This window comes from Hymenobacter radiodurans (genome assembly GCF_004355185.1).
GTDB classification, from domain to species: Bacteria; Bacteroidota; Bacteroidia; order Cytophagales; family Hymenobacteraceae; genus Hymenobacter; species Hymenobacter radiodurans.
The window spans coordinates 4,480,147-4,495,621 of sequence record NZ_CP037922.1; the positions used below are offsets into that span (position 1 = coordinate 4,480,147).

General features: G+C 54.7%; 9 protein-coding genes and 2 pseudogenes. 2 read left to right on the forward strand and 9 right to left on the reverse strand.

What is annotated here, in order from left to right; all coding sequences use genetic code 11:
• Nucleotides 1-47: 47 nt before the first annotated feature.
• The 9 genes and pseudogenes from EPD59_RS20320 to EPD59_RS20360 form a co-directional block, all read right to left on the reverse strand.
• A complete protein-coding gene (locus EPD59_RS20320; RefSeq protein WP_133274373.1) occupies nucleotides 48-251 on the reverse strand; it encodes a helix-turn-helix domain-containing protein in 204 nt (67 codons plus the stop codon).
• A 3-nt stretch (nucleotides 252-254) separates the two neighbouring features.
• Nucleotides 255-782, reverse strand: a complete 528-nt coding sequence (locus EPD59_RS20325; protein ID WP_133274374.1) for a DUF2975 domain-containing protein — start codon at nucleotides 780-782, stop codon at nucleotides 255-257.
• A 190-nt stretch (nucleotides 783-972) separates the two neighbouring features.
• Nucleotides 973-3,285, reverse strand: a complete 2,313-nt coding sequence (gene tamL / locus EPD59_RS20330; RefSeq protein ID WP_133274375.1) for a translocation and assembly module lipoprotein TamL — start codon at nucleotides 3,283-3,285, stop codon at nucleotides 973-975.
• A 204-nt stretch (nucleotides 3,286-3,489) separates the two neighbouring features.
• Nucleotides 3,490-7,974, reverse strand: coding sequence for a translocation/assembly module TamB domain-containing protein (locus tag EPD59_RS20335; RefSeq protein WP_133274376.1), 4,485 nt, complete (start codon nucleotides 7,972-7,974; stop codon nucleotides 3,490-3,492).
• An 8-nt stretch (nucleotides 7,975-7,982) separates the two neighbouring features.
• The gene (locus tag EPD59_RS20340; protein WP_133274377.1) at nucleotides 7,983-8,672 is read right to left on the reverse strand and encodes a DUF748 domain-containing protein; all 690 of its coding nucleotides are present in this window, start codon (nucleotides 8,670-8,672) and stop codon (nucleotides 7,983-7,985) included.
• A gap of 245 nt (nucleotides 8,673-8,917) precedes the next feature.
• Entirely contained in the window at nucleotides 8,918-9,628 is a 711-nt protein-coding gene (locus EPD59_RS24245) for a DUF4394 domain-containing protein (RefSeq protein ID WP_394347233.1), read from the reverse strand.
• A 126-nt stretch (nucleotides 9,629-9,754) separates the two neighbouring features.
• Nucleotides 9,755-10,539 (reverse strand): annotated as a pseudogene (locus EPD59_RS22970) (DUF4394 domain-containing protein); the annotation flags it as partial.
• A gap of 123 nt (nucleotides 10,540-10,662) precedes the next feature.
• Entirely contained in the window at nucleotides 10,663-11,613 is a 951-nt protein-coding gene (locus tag EPD59_RS20355; protein ID WP_133274380.1) for a DUF4394 domain-containing protein, read from the reverse strand.
• 234 nt (nucleotides 11,614-11,847) lie between these two features.
• On the reverse strand, nucleotides 11,848-12,099 hold the full coding sequence (locus tag EPD59_RS20360) for a DUF4394 domain-containing protein (RefSeq protein WP_133274381.1): 252 nt from the start codon (nucleotides 12,097-12,099) through the stop codon (nucleotides 11,848-11,850).
• A gap of 215 nt (nucleotides 12,100-12,314) precedes the next feature.
• Here EPD59_RS20360 and EPD59_RS24250 point away from each other — a divergent pair.
• Nucleotides 12,315-12,506: pseudogene (locus tag EPD59_RS24250) on the forward strand (CBM20 domain-containing protein); the annotation flags it as partial.
• 89 nt (nucleotides 12,507-12,595) lie between these two features.
• A complete protein-coding gene (locus EPD59_RS20370) occupies nucleotides 12,596-15,064 on the forward strand; it encodes a 4-alpha-glucanotransferase (protein ID WP_165963680.1) in 2,469 nt (822 codons plus the stop codon).
• The last annotated feature ends 411 nt before the right edge of the window (nucleotides 15,065-15,475 follow it).

A 15,475-nucleotide genomic window follows, 5' to 3' on the forward strand; every position in this document is an offset into this window, starting at 1 on the left:
GGGGCTTTTCATTCTGCGAAAGCTTTAGGTAATGGGGAGTGAGAATGTCACTCCACGAACTCCAGAATATCTCCCGGCTGGCAGTTCAGGGCCTGACAAATAGCCTCAAGCGTACTGAAGCGGATGGCCTTTGCCTTGCCGGTTTTTAGTACGGAGAGATTGGATAATGTTAGATTAACTTTTTCGGAAAGCTCATTCAAAGACATTTTACGCCTGGCCATCATCACGTCCAAATTCACAACTATGGGCATACGTCAGACGGTTAGCTCATTTTCGGCCTGAAACTCAACCCCACGCTTAAATACCTGCGCTACGATAAACAGCACGCCGGCCAGAAACAAGAACTCACTGCTGCCCCAATCTTGCTGCACCGCCACGCCTTTTTTGATTAGCCAGTCGCTGTAGCCGTTGGCCACCAGCGCCACTACCCCCGTCCGGAGCGCGACGTGGCTAATTTCCGTTATCAACAAGGAAACGTTGGCATCAAACGGACGCGTGAAATCGAATCGCGAAAAGATCTTGATAACCAAGTAAGCGATATAAGCTTTCAAGCCCGATAAGGCAATCATAAACGACACCACAGAGACATAGTGGCGGGTGTCGAGTTGGTAAAGAGTATACAGGTCGAGTTCCGAGTAGAGGTTTCGCGCCCCTTCCGGATTTACAAACAGGCTTACCAAAAGTGCGATGAGCAACGCCATGCTTTTGATACACAGGCCGATAAATATCACCCAGAACACTACATGCACGGTGTTCAGAATAAACTTGTCTTTTGCTTCCATGAGTGTTTGAATAAAAGTTTACACACAAATTACAATAAAAATTTATTGATAAACAATAAATATAAAATCTACTTTCATTCGCTTTCACTCAGTTTCCCAACACCAATACATAGTTGGAGAGAGCCCAAAAAAGCCCCCCGATGCGCATCGGGGGGCTTTTTTGGCTCTTCGCAAGCAAATGTTTACTATACTAGAATGGATAGCCAATACCAATATTTAAGCGCACTGCCTTAAAGCCAGAGTCCAGCTTGTTGTACTCGTCGCCATTCTGGGTCTGAAAAGCACCGTTCTCAAACGGATATACCAGCGGGTAGGCTGCATCGAAGCGAATAACGAAGAACTGCACATCGATGCGGATACCGGCACCGGCACCAACGGCTAATTCTCTGAAGAAGCTATTGAACTTGAACTGACCGTTTTTACCGTCGGGCTGACCGTTTGCGTCGAAGGTAGGGCGGTCCGGGTCGGCGTTGATCAGCCAGATATTACCCGCGTCGACAAACAGCGCACCTTTCACGTAAGGAAACAAGTCGTGGCGGTATTCGATGTTGGCTTCCAGGCGCATATCGCCCACCTGGTCGTAGAAGGCGTTTACATCTTCCGGGTCCTGCGCCCGATACGTGCCTGGCCCCACGCCCCGCGCCGCGAAGGCCCGCACGCTGTTGGGGCCGCCAATACCGTACTGCTTCAGGTAGGGCAGCACGCTGGAGTTCTTGTAAGGCACACCCACCCCAATCAGTAGCCGCGTAGCAAACCGGTTGCCGCTGGTAGCATCGGGCGACACGCGGTAGTAGTTGCGGAACTCCAGATTGACTTTGGTGTACTGCGAAAACTCCTGACCAAACAGCTCGTAGTTGCCCTGCTCGTTTCGCGGAGCCCCTTTGGTGCTTTGCAGCAGGTAAGCCAAGTTGCCGGCCAGCTCAATGCCGCTGTTGAAATAGATCTGGTTGCGACGCTGCTCCAGCACCTGCTGGTTGTAGGTATAGCTGTAGTTGCTGCCCAGAATAAACTGCTGGCGGAAGCTGTTGGCCAAGAAAGGACGCTCCTCTAGCAACCGATCAAATTCAGCATCGGTGTTGGCCAGGCGCAGGTACTGTACGTCGATGGGTTGCAGCTGCTGCTCATTGGTCACCTTGGTTTTCCAGCTGTAGCCATAGCCCACGTTGAACACATCCTGCTGGAAGAAATTGGTGCGCAGCACATACTTGTAGCCCGCATTGAAGAAGGTGCGGGGCTGAAAATCCGAGTTGACTAAGCGAATGTTGAAGGGCGGCGTAATCAGGCGCGGCACCAACAGTTGGGCATCCACCCCGATGGTAGTGGAGGTCACGCCCGACTGGATACCATTACCAGTTTCAAACGAGGCTCGCCCATTAATCGTCAGCTGTTCGGCCCCGCGCAGGGCGGAGCGGTTGCGGAACTGCACCACAATACCCGGCCCGGTGAAGATGTTGGACACGTTCATCTGCAACTCCGCCCGCAGCGACTTTTTGGGTACCTGCGTCATGCGCACCAAGGAGTTGAGACGGCCGTAACCACCCGAATCAGGCTGGTTCGCAGAACGGTACCGGATGTCCACAAACTTGAACGTACCCAGGCTCATCAACCGGCTTAGCGTCTGGTCGGAGCGGCGACGACGATAGATGCTATCGGGGTAAATAAAGGTGGCGTTGGTAATGGCTTTCGCCTTGAATACTTTCTCGTCGGGGAAGTAGCGGTAGCCCCGAAACATGATTGGCTCCTTCGCTCCTTCGGTCGTATCAGAAAGAGTATAATCGGTGTCCAGCGTCACCCGGTTGAGCACATAAGGCTTGGCAGCCTGCGGCGGAATCGTGCCTTTGATTTTCAGATAGACGTTTGCCTCATTATCCAAGGTGCTATCTACCTGAAACAGAATATAATCGGGGTTGAAGTAATAAAATCCCTGATTTTTGAGCGCCGCGTCGATGCGCACGCGTTCGTTAATCATGGTTTGCAGGTTGTACGGGTCGCCCACTTTCAGCAGGGAGTTCGGCTCCGTGGCCCGAATGGCACGATCAAGGAGCGTGTCACGGTCGGGAAAGTGGATTTCCTTAATCAAATAGGGCTTGCCCACGGTGGCCACGTAGTCAACGGAGGCGGTATTGTCCTTTACCTTCACCTTGCTGCTGACCGCGGGCTTAAAGTAGCCGTTGTTGTACAAGCGGTTGGTCATCAGGCCCTTCACAGTGTTGGTGTCCACGACGCTCAGTAGTACGGGCTCTTCGCCGTATTTATTGGCCAGCCACTTGCCTAAGCCCTTGGTTTTGCCCTCGCCCATATGCCAGAAATAGAGCTTAGGCCGCAACCCCAGAATGGAGCTATTGGGTTTGGGCGTAATCACCGATTCCAGCTCTGTTGTGAGCACCGATTCGTTCGGAATTGCGCTTTCCGACTTGATAGTGACCGTGCTGCCCGTGTAGAGCTTACTGCCTTCCGGGATAAACTTGGTACCGGAACAGCTGGCTAGCAGCAAAGCGAGCACCAGCAACGGCAACCGGCGCTGGGGGCTTTTTTGAAGGAAAGTAGAAAGGTGTAAGTCGGAGAAAGCACGGAGTAATGTTGATGTTGAATGCTAGTAACTAGAACGTCATGCCGAGCATCGCGCACGAGGTTATCTAATTAGTAATCCTGCGTCTGCACGCGAGATGCTTCGCGGCACTCGGCAGGACAATTTTAACCTATAGAATTACCGGCCCGAAGTCGTCTGGCGCCTCGCCAGGCGTCCGGCTTCGCGTCGGGGCGTAGCTACGGTTTGCACCGTGTCTTTAACAGCTTTTTCTTCTTGCTTTTCGCGTTTACGGTTTTGCTTGCGCTCTACTTTTACGTCTTTGTCGATGCCTTGAAATAAGTCAGCCAGGGTCTTGTAGTCGCGTTGGAAGATGAGCGATGCCCCGTTGCGCACGTACTGCCCATCGATGTCGCCGTAGGCGTTGTTACGATAAGCGCGCAGACGCAGGCGGCCATTGGCCAGAATATCATATTCGATGCTCACGTCGCCGGCAAAATTGCTCACGCTTTGCTGCCCGCTGGAAGCTTGGTTGCCACCGGCCAACGGCACATCAGTACCCAGGCGCACCGTCACGCGGTCGTTGAAGAGCTGGCGGCGCACGGCTACGTTCAGATCGGTGCGCGTTTTTTCGGAGCCCGAGGAGAAATCGGCCTGTGAATTCACGCCTAGCTCCACGCCCAAATTAGATAAGTAGCTACCTGTGAGCTTATTGAGCTGCGAAGTAAGCACCTGACTGGCGCTACCCCGCAACTGCTCCGCCACCAAACTACCCCCACTCGACTCGAACGGATTGGCAGCCAAGAAGCGCTCTAGGACCAGCAGCGAAAACACCTGCTTATTCAATTCGTCGGATTGGCTGGGCTGGCGCAACTGAGCCAGACGGTTTTCAATCTGAGGGCGCAGCTGGGTACGAGTATCCTCGGGAAGTTGGATATCGAAGCTGATAATGGGCTTGAGCAGGTCGCCGTTTACTTTCAGCAGCACCTCAAAGGGCAACTGGTTGCGGCCAATCGTCTGCAAACTCTCATCGGCTTCGCCCTGGCCGGCCAATAGCTCAGCGGGGGCCGTTTTTACATTGAATATGGCCGTCACATTGGTTTGTGCATTATACGGGTCGCCGCTCCACACAATGGAGCTACCCTGGGCAATTTCGAATTCCCGCGACGCCAAGTCGTAAAGCGACATAGCGTACTTACCCTCCGTCACGTCTAAGCGGCCGCTGAGCGTAATAGTGCCCGCCGGGTCTATAGCAGTATTCAGCGTGCCCGCGGCCCGCACCTTCAGGTTGTCGCCGGATGCTTGGTCGATAATAATGGTGAAGGGCGTTTCATCGGTCACGGTCACGACGGCGGCAATGTCAAACCCTTCTGCCGTCTGGGCCGAATCGACGGGCGCCTGGCGAGCCAGCATGGTATCGAGCGGCGCGCTGAGGTCAATGAATTCCACAATTCCCTCCCGCTCCACGGCTACGGCCTCGTCGTTGGGCACCGCCACCGTCAGATTGGAGCCTTCCACCACGGTAGCCGTGGTGCGAATGCGTGGCAGTGCGAGGTCGCCGGTAATGCGCGTGTCCGAATCGACCAGCAGCTTACCGTAAAATATTTCGTTGTCGCGCTGGGTGCTTTGCACGGCCAGGAAGTCATTGGTCACGGCCCGTAGCTGAAAGCGGTAATCATCAATGTAGTTCTTGGTGTACACGTAGCCGTTGATTTCGGCCTTATTATTCAGTGAATCGAGGATGGTAAAGTCCTGAAACTTGATACCCTGCTCATCGAAGGTCAGGCTCTCGTTGGGCAGCGTAAAGGGGGCCCCAAGTTGGGTTAGCGTAAAGCCGGCGTCGTTGGTATTGAGCGTACCGCGCAGCTGGGGGGCATTTGTGGTCCCCTTCACCGTAAACTGCCCCGTGAGGTAGCCGGTCATTTCCTTTACTTCGCCGAGCGCAAACGGCTCAGCCGTATTCAGATTGAGACGAGCCACGTTGATAGCCATATCCAACGCACCAGCCGCCAAGTAGTAACCAGTGGCTCGTACTTCGTTGTTGTTGGGGCCACCCGTCAGGCGAGCATCTACCTGATAACGGTCGGCGGTGGGGTTGGTCGCATTCAACGATAAGTCACCGATAATCGACTTGTTGTAGGCCAAGCTGCTCAGCGTCATATCGGCGGTAAAGGCTTGGCGCGGCTGGCCTATGCTTCGCACTACCGCCTGCCCGTTGAGCGTACCGCCTACCAGCGAGTCCTGCAAGCCGCCCGCTACGGCCAGCATATTCAAGTCGAGGTTGCCCAAGCGCGCCTGCAGCGGATATTCAGCCCCCGGCAGCGTCTGCAATTCAATAAATTGCTGACCCTGACTCAGGCGTACATTATCGGCTCGGATGGCACCCGAAGCCAGGGTGTAGCGCACCTCGTTGTTGAGCGCTACCGTCCACTTCTGGTTGTTTACTACCAAGTTTTCGTCGAAGCTGAACGCATACGCATCGCCCTGGTTTAGCACTTGCAGCACTCCCGCCAGATTCAGCAATTGATTGTTGTCTGATTCACCAACACGCACATTGGTAGCCACTTTATTGTTGGCCACGTTGCCCGTTATGCTGGGGTTGGGCAGGCGCAGACTGGTATCCTGGCTAGCCTGGCGCATGCGCAGTGCGTAATCCAGCTTTTGAGGGTCAGAAGCAATGGTGAGCTGCGTGGAATCGAGCCGGTAGCCATCGTAAATGATGACCGGAATACGGCTATTCAATGTCAGGTTAGCATCCCGGCTGTCAAAGCCGCCGGTCAGGTTAAAGGGCGAAATCTTCGTTAAGCCTGGCACCAGCGCCGAAATCGGGCGGGGCTCCAGCACGCGCACATCGAAAGTGAAGTTGCGCGCCGGACCACCCGCTACGTAGCGCACATCGGGGAGGTCGAAGTAGCGGTCGATGTGTTGCTGAAGTACCGTTGCTAAGTCGCCCAGCGGCGTGTTGCCGTCTAGCTTCACCGTAAAAATATCGGAGGTCACGTCTACCGCGGAGCGGCCGGGCTGCTGCACGATTTTGCCTTCCAGCACTCCAAAAGCAAAGGGCTGATTATCGCGCACCACGACCACATTTTGTCCCGAGAACGTACCGTTGATCGAGTTCGCATCGGCTCCGCTGAGGTTGGCCGTCAGGTTGCCCTGCACGCGCAGGTCGCCGCCGGTGTAGAAGCCCAGCGCGGTCAAATTTGCCCCCCGCAGGTTCAGCGACGACACTTCGTAGCTTGGGTTGTTAGCGTCGCGCAGATTCACGGTAGCCAGCACATCCAGATTCAGGTTAGGATCGGTTTTGCTTTCGGCCGCAATCACGTAGCGGTTGCGGTCGATGTCGACGGTGGCCGCGATGTCGCGGTACGTGTAGTCATTGTACTCGGCCCGCTGCACGTCGGCCACTAGGCGGCCCTGCATAGTGGCCGGATCGAGGCCGCGGGCGTTGAGGCGGCCGGTGGTTGTCACGCGGCCAATTGTGGGGTCGCGGAGAACGGCGCCCACGTTGAAGTTTTGCACTGAGAAGCGGGCCGTAATGGGCTCGCGGCCGGCGGGGCCAGGCTCCATATTTACTACGGCCGTCGCGTTGCCGAAGCTGGTATTCACTTTCAGATTAGTGTCAAACACCATCGCCGTTGGGCGTCCCTGAAACGTGCCTGATACCGCAATGCGCGGTGGCAATTGATATTCTGGTGGAATGGTGCCGGCTGGCGCTAAGCTCTTAATGTCGGCTGCGGTGGTCGTAAACTGCGCAATGTTGAGGTCGGTGTACAGGCGGCGGTCCACTTCGGGCAAGCCCTGAATCCGGCCACTGGCCCGCAATACCGTATTGCGGAAGCCAACCACATCCAGGTTTTGCACCCGGAAGTCGCCCACGCGGCCATTTACGCGCCCACTCACCAGCACCGATTGATTGGCGCCCGTAGTAAAAGGCGGCGTATTGGCCAGATCAGGCGATAAATACAGAATATCGCGGAAGCCGAGGCGCGTTTCGCGTAGGTCGCCTTCAATACGCAACTGGCCGAGTTTCTTGGTATCGGCCAGCGCATCCAGGCTTTCGTAGCCCATGGCTAGCGTGCGCCGAATGCGGGTGTGGGGCGTAATCAGGTCGAGGTTGTCGAGGCGGGTTTGCACCGAGTCGAAGATTACATCAGCAGTGGCGCTTTCCACCTCAAACCCGCTCTGCTCCTTACCCGCCAAGTTCACGATGCGGCCGGTGGTGCGATTCTCGGAGTAAAACAGGTTCTCCGTGTTCAGAATCAGGTCGGTGAATTTTAGATGATTGTAGTCCATGCCCCGCACGCGGGTTTTTTGGGCCGGCTCGTTGAAGTTGTCGAAGGCGACATCTACGTCGCTGATGTCGGACTTCTTAAGCGTGACGACCCAACTGGCTTCCTCGCCAGTGGCTTTTTCCACTGATTCGTTCAAGTCGCGCACGGCCTCGGCGGGGTTAATAATGCGTTCCTCAACGGGCACGTTTTCGTTTTGAGCGTAGGCAAATGTCGTGTTGCGCAAACGCAGTGTGTTCAGCGCCACGCGTGAGTTGCGCAGGTCAATGTTATCGGCCGTGATTTCGGCCTGCCCTACGCGGGTGTTGATATACTGAGCCGAGGGAGCATTTTTGTACGTCAGACTGACGTTGTCGAGCAACGCTTTATTCAAACCCAGCTCTAGTTCCAGCGGCTCGCTGACGGCGGTGTTCGGGGGGCATTTTTGCTCTGTACAATGTTAATGGCAGTGTTGCGCAGCACCGCTTGATCGATGCGGTAGGTGGAAGCATCCACGTCTACGGCGTCCATGTTCACGGCCAACTCGCCTACCCGCGTCTTCACGGCCATGCCTTCCACTTGGTCGTCGTAGGTGAGGCGAATATTGGTTAGGCGCGCATCGCCGATGTTGTACTGAAAGCCCGCGCTGGCCGTATCTACCGGAGCGGTAGTAGTGTCGCCAGTAGCAAAGGCTGCCGTGATATAGTCGAAGTTGAAGGTACTATCGGGCAGGGTGCGCGTGATGCCTACGGTGCCATCGTTTAGCTCTACCGACTTCACATTGATCTGTGATTTGGTAAGGGCCCACAAGTCAATGTTGACACCTAAGTGCCCCACCGACAGCAGTGTATCCCCTTTCTGATCTTCCAGATAGACATCATCGAGGGAAATGGCATTGCGCCAATCGGTGCGAAATTTCCCGATCCGCACTTCCGTCCCAATCTTATCTTGCAGATAGCCGCTGGCTTTGCGGGCTGCAAAGTCCTGCGCAGCCGGAAACTGCAAAGCCACCACTACCAGGATTACCAGTAGGACAATAAAAGCCACCAACCCCAGGATACCATAGAGGATGCGGCGAACGTACGTAGGCAAGGATTTGATAACTCAGTTGTGCTTAAAGTGTTCAGTATCACCCAACGAAAAAAAGCGGCGCGGGGTTGGCTGGGGGGCTTTTTTGGTGGTAGAACACGCTATATATGGCGACTGATGCAGCGTGAAGCACGAAAGGTGGAAATAAAGCTATAGCTACTAGAAGAAATAATGGGTAACGTAAAAGCCCCAGCGCTTGACTGGGGCTTTTCGGAAATGTGGCTTGTGGGCTAAGGCAGCCGTCTATCTTAAAATCCTAGGCCCACGGTAAAGCCACTCATCTGATAGCTGAGGTTTTGATATTCGCGGAAGTTAAATTCCTGGAATTCCTGTGACAAGATTCGCCCCGTCGCTCTATCAAAATCAAATGTGATAAACTTTGTTCCCCCAATATGTAGCGAAATCAGGTATCCTCGGTTGCTCATCGCGCCAATGTCAAACGATAGGGTACCGTAGCTCCAACTTTGCAGGCTAACGGTGTTGATGCGCACCAATGTGCCGTCATTGGGTGGAGTTTGCCGATACAATGTGGCCTGAGTGGGCCGATAAGCCATCGGGTCTAGGCCAATTACATACAACTCCGTTCCCGTTGCCCCTGCCACGTTGTTCGTATAAGCGGCAGCCTGAATGCCGGGTTCTGACGGATTCAGACGGGTATCAGCGATTGTCACCCCATCCACGGGATTCACCCGCAAGTTCTGGCCCGTGTTGGTGACTATGCGAATCCGGTCCGCGACGGGGTTAAAATCGAAGCCAATGCTGGCGTTACTCTCAATCGGAATGCTCAAGGGCGCAACCGGGGTGGCTGCCGCCGTAGCTGCGTTCAAGGTGTAAAGGACGCTGCTCGCGCTCAGAGCATATAGCTGCCCCGTGGCAGGCCGGAAGTCTAAGCCAATCAGTCGTTCCCCGGCCGGCAGACCCGTAATGGTTTCTGGCAGCACATTCCCGAGTCCGCTCACCCTCGTAGGATCAAAAGTGAAAAGGGTATTGCCACCAATAGCGTAAGCTACGGGCCTTGTGGGAATGGCAATACCCGTATAGCCAGTCGTAGCCGCGTACTGAGCCAGGGGTCGGGCGGCACCCGTGGCTAAGTCGAGGGTAAAGAGCGTGGGGTTGCCATTGACCGCGTACAGGCCCAGGGCCGTGCCAGTTTTGGCATCAATGTCAAAACCGCCATTGCCTGTGATGTTCAGATTCAGATTGCCCACGGGCACGAGCGTGCCGTTGTTGGGTGGGTCTTGGCGGTAGAGCTGATCGGTGGCCGGGTCTAGGTCGTAGAGGACGGTAGTTTCTGCTCCGGCGGTGTTGCTGGTGTAAGCTGCCCCCGTAATGGTAGCGCCAGCTGCCCCATTGATGGCGCCATCGGTGTTGCTAACAGTGCCGGTCTCGGGGTTCAGGCGCAGGTTCTGGCCCGTAGAAGTAATAAGGCGAATGCGGTCGACGGTCGGGTTGAAGTCAAAGCCCACCAAATTGCCCCCAGCGCGGGGGTAAACGGTCCTGCGCCAATGGCCCGAGCCACGCCCGTGTTCTGGTTGATGACGTAAAGGCGGCTGGCACTGCTAACCCCGTAGAGTTGCCCGGTAGCGGGGCGGAAGTCAATGGCTAAGAGCGTCTCGCCGCTACCGAGGCCCGTAATGGCGACCGAGTTGGTGCGCGTAGCGGCATTGCTCGTGTTGTAGGCATCGAGCCGTGTTCCTCCCGATAAGGCATAGAAGGGAATATCCTGGCCTAGAGGCGGAAAGGTGGGGATAGTGGGCGGGGTAGGGGTAGGCTTGGGGAAGTACTGCTCCAAGATGTCTTCGCAGCTGGTGAGCGACAGTAGCAGCAAGGCCGCGGCCCCGAGCTTAGCAAGAGAAAAGGGTGTTTTCATACAGGGAGGATAGAGGATAAGAAAGGAAGGATAAGACTGAGGCAATGGAAACTGCTTAAAATCAGAAAGAACCACCCGAGCATAGGCGCCCGAGCAGTTCGGTTTCTGGCAAGAGAAGACTACTTAGAATCCTGCTCCAAGCGTAAAGCCTGTGGGGACAGGAACAGCCTCCCGTGTCGCAACGGGAAATCCAAGTTCTCCTAAGTCCGTGGCCACGCCTGTCGTCAAATTGATGGAAAATAAATGCGTCGTGATATTGAAATTGAGTGGCGCGTCCGACACCGCAATAACCGTGACGGCGTAGGCTGTATTGCTAGGTCCCCCAATATCAAAACCCCAAAACGTTTCGTTGACCCCCAAGGAGCCAATATCCACCACTGTTCCGCTATTCGGTGGATTAAGGAGGCCCAGCTTATCCCGATTCAAGTCCAAAACATACAAATTGGTTGAAGTGGCCCCCGCTACGTTATTATCGTAGGCAGCGCCTTGAGCAGTAGCGTTATTCCCGTTAATGCGTCCATCTTCAATGGCTACGCCATCGGCAGGGTTCACGCGTAGGTTCTGGCCTGTTTCGCTCACAATGCGAATCCGGTCCACGACGGGGTTAAAATCAAACCCAAACGGGCCGATGCGCCCTCCGATAGGCACACTGAGCGGCGCGACGAGCGTAGCAACCCCAGTAGCCGGATTGATAGTATACAGGCGGCCATTGCTGATAAAATCGGGAGTAAAGGGTTCCCTGGGAACATTGTTTGTGCCCACCAGGGCATAGAGTTGACCAGTGGCAGGACGCAGGTCGATTCCCAGGATACGATCGCTGGCCGCGCTCAAGCCCGTAATGGGCAGTTGCTGCGTTGTGGCGCGCGTAAGTGGATTGAAAATCACCAATCCATTCTCAAAGGTATTCCCGGCGCGTCGAATTGCGTAGGTAGAGTACGCCACGGGCTGGGTCGGAATGGTAGGCGGCGGGGTGGGCTTGGGGAAGTATTGCTCTAAAATATCTTCGCAGCTACTGAGCGAAGACACAAGCAAAGCAGCCACACCCCACTTGGCGAGGGAAGAGGTTCTTAGCATAGAAGCCAGACTATAGGATGTAAAGAAGAAATAATTGAACTAGATTATTTGCCATACGCAGCTCTTCAGTAATTAGATGTTACTTTTTTTAATAAAAATTTACCTGATTAAATACACCGCCTTTGCAGAGCTTAGATTCTATCTGCATCCTATAAAACGCAAATAAAAAGCCCCCAGATGTTGTCTGCGGGGCTCTTATGTAGTGTAGGCACATTAAACTATCGGCTTGCAAACTTAGAATCCTAAGCCAACGGTAAAGCCGCTTGTGCCGATGCCCCCTGAGCTTCTGCCAAACACGCCTTTGCTGGTAGCTTTGTCCGTGGCCAAATTGATCGTATACAGCTCTGTACTACCGGTAGTAATCAAAACAGCATAGCCCGTGTTGGTGGTGTCCCCGATATCGAAGTTGCTGCCGGGGCCGGCGTTAAGATCCAGATTACCAACCGCTAGCAACGTTCCTACATTGGGCGCGTTTTGTGGAAACAATTATACGGACGGAAAATATTTTATTACTAAATAAATAAATAATATAATTTATTTTATCGTATACCCTATGCACCTATAATAGATTAAGATTATCAAATTTTTGTGTCGTGCCTAAAATCCTTCGAACCTTGTCTGCTCAAATAGGTAGCTACTACCTAGCACAGCCATAAAGCGTAGTAAAACTTATCTTTCGCGCCCATCCTGATTTTTTCCGAATGATCATTCGCTTCTCTCTGCCCTATTACACCGAGCCCGGCCAGCGCATAGCGGTCTGCGGCTCCGAGCCCAGCTTGGGCAATTGGAACCTCGACCACGCGCTTTTTTTGCACTACGCAGCCCGCACGGGCCTGTGGACCCAGGAAATAAGCATCCCCTCCGACCACCCGCACCCCATCGAATACAAGTATGTGCTCCTCGACGAGCGCGACGGTAGTAAGCAGTGGGAATGGGGACCCAATCGGGTAGTAGGCGATACTGGGGGCTTTTTACCCGCCTTGTGCTGGAGGATTACTGGCGCGCTCCCGCCGAGCCCGACAATGAGCTACACACGGCCGCCTTCACCAAAGCGCTGTTTCGGCGGGGGCCACACGACGCTTCTGCCCCAACTCAGGGCACCACATCCACTACAGAGATAGGGTCAGCGGGGGCCATCCGGTTTCAGCTGGTGGCGCCGCGGGTAGCCCCGCAGCATCAGGTCTGTATTCTGGGTTCCGATGCAGCATTGGGGGCTTGGGATGCTAGTCGGGCAGTTATTCTATCTGATCGGGACTATCCAATCTGGACGGCGCAGGTAGCCTTGGAGCAGCCCGGCCAGAACACCCAGTATAAGTATGCCATCCGCGACGCCCTAACCGGCCAGATCATTCATCTGGAAACCGGCGACGACCGGGTAATTTTGCCCCCCACGCCGGCTAATACGTTGCGGGTGCGGTCTGATGAAGGGTTTCGCTATCCGGCCGGCAATTGGCGCGGGGCCGGCGTGGCGCTGCCAGTTTTCTCCTTGCGCACGAAGCAGGGATTAGGCGTGGGCGAATTTTCGGACCTGAAGATGCTGGCCGACTGGTCGACGGAAGCAGGCCTGAAGCTGATGCAGATTCTACCCATCAACGACACCACCGCTACGCACACCTGGGTCGATTCGTACCCCTACGCGGCTATTTCGGTGTTTGCGCTGCATCCGCTGTATCTGCATCTGGAAGGTATTGCGGAGCTGGCCAAGCCTGCCGACCGCAAGGAGCTGGCCCGCCTGCGCGAGGAGCTGAACGCCCGCGACTTCGTGGACTACGAGCCCGTAATGGAGGCCAAGTGGAAGTTCATTAAGCGCTTATATCAGCAGGAAAAAGCCACTTTCCTCGCCGATCCTGCTTTTAAAGCGTTTTGGGCAGAGCAGAATGAATGGCTGGTGCCCTACGCTGCTTTCTCGGCCCTCCGCGACCGGTTTGGCACAGCCGACTTCCAGCAGTGGCCCGCCGAGTTTCAGACGCCCCAAAACCTCGACCAGCTTACGGCCCCCGACCAGCCCGATTTCGATGAGTTTGGTTTGCACTTCTTCACGCAGTTTCATCTTGATAAGCAGCTGCGCGAAGCCGTAGAATACGCCCGCCAGCGCGGTGTGGTGCTCAAGGGCGATTTGCCTATTGGCATTTATCGCCACTCCGTGGATGCCTGGACCCAGCCCGAACTCTATCATATGGACCGACAAGCCGGCGCTCCGCCAGACGACTTCTCGGTGACCGGTCAAAACTGGCGCTTCCCGACCTACAATTGGGAGCGCATGGCCGAGGACAACTATCAGTGGTGGCGCAACCGCCTGAGCCACTTGGCCCGCTACTTCGACGTGCTGCGCATCGACCATATTCTGGGCTTTTTCCGCATCTGGGAAATCCCGGGGCACTCGGTAGAAGGCCTATTAGGACACTTCGCGCCCGCTTTGCCGATGCATCGGCACGAGATTGAGCAGCGGCTGGGCTGGTTCGATTATGGGCGTTTGTGCGAGCCGTACATCCGCTGGCACATGCTCCAGCACATCTTCCACGCGCAGGCGCAGGCGGTGTTCGATGAGTTTATGGAAGATGCCGGCTATGGCGCTATTCGCCTTAAAGACTACGTGCGCACCCAGCGGCAGATAGAAGCCTTATTTGACCAGCGCATTGCCGAAGACCCAAACAACGCCGAGCACCTGCGCTGGTTGCGTACGGGGTTGTATAAGCTGGTGAACGAGGTACTGTTTGTGCCCGCCGACGAGCCCGACTTCTACCACCCGCGCATCACAGTGTACCTGAGCACGTCATTTAAGGAGCTGGACGATCATAACCGGCATCTGATTAACGAGATTTACAACGACTTTTTCTTCCGGCGCCATGAGGATTTCTGGCGGCGGCAGGGCTTGGTAAAATTGCCCCCCGTGCGCTACGCCACCGATATGCTTATTTGCGGCGAAGACTTAGGCATGGTCCCGGCTTCCGTACCCGGCGTTATGCGTGAGCTGGGTATGCTGGGCCTCAACATCCAGCGCATGCCCTCCGACTCCGAGGTAGAGTTTGGCAACCCGACTCATGCGCCATACTTGTCCGTTGTCAGCCCCGGCTCGCACGATATGAGCACGTTGCGCGGCTGGTGGGAAGAGGATCGTGACCTTACGCAGCGCTTCTTCGAAGACCTGCTCGGCCACCGCGGCGAAATTGCCCCCCAGTACTGCGAGCCTTGGGTAGCACGCGAGATAGTTGTGCAACACCTGCATTCGCCTGCCATGTGGGCCATTTTTCCCCTCCAGGATCTGCTGGCGATGGATACTAATCTGCGCCGCGAAAATCCGCACGATGAGCAAATTAACGTTCCGTCCAATCCCCAGCATTTCTGGAAATATCGCCTGCATCTGAATCTGGAAGAGCTAGCCTCACAGGCGAGCTTCACCCAAGAGGTGCACGAGTTGGTTGATGGCAGTAAGCGAACCCAAGTATATTAAGCTCAACGGCTTGGCATTACTGGCCGCTTACCCTTTTTGAGAGGAAGATTATGTAAGCGTAGTCAAAACCCAAAAAAGCCCCCAGCGCTAAGAATGAGTTCTTGGCACTGGGGGCTTTTTTGTACATATCTATTGGTACCGGTTTGTAAATGCGAACTACAAATATTTCCTGACTAACGCATAATCCTATAATTAGTAGTACTTATAAATAGCATATATAGATACCTATAATGCGCATTCAGTTCTATAAACATCATATTTCAAGGCCAATGACTCCTTGGTTAGTTACAGTATTTAGCGAAATAGTTAAAAAAAATATGTTTTTAAAACTTCAATCGTGCGGTTGAGCTTGTTCATCGAAAAGTTGGATTCAAGCTCGTCAATGGGCAGTAGGTTTGCAAGATGTTTACT

What these genes read in the sequence shown, in the direction of transcription:
- EPD59_RS20320 (WP_133274373.1), bottom strand. Translation starts at nt 251, where the DNA reads ATGCCCATAGTTGTGAATTTGGACGTGATGATGGCCAGGCGTAAAATG.
- EPD59_RS20355 (WP_133274380.1), bottom strand. Translation starts at nt 11,613, where the DNA reads ATGCTAAGAACCTCTTCCCTCGCCAAGTGGGGTGTGGCTGCTTTGCTT.
- EPD59_RS20325 (WP_133274374.1), bottom strand. Translation starts at nt 782, where the DNA reads ATGGAAGCAAAAGACAAGTTTATTCTGAACACCGTGCATGTAGTGTTC.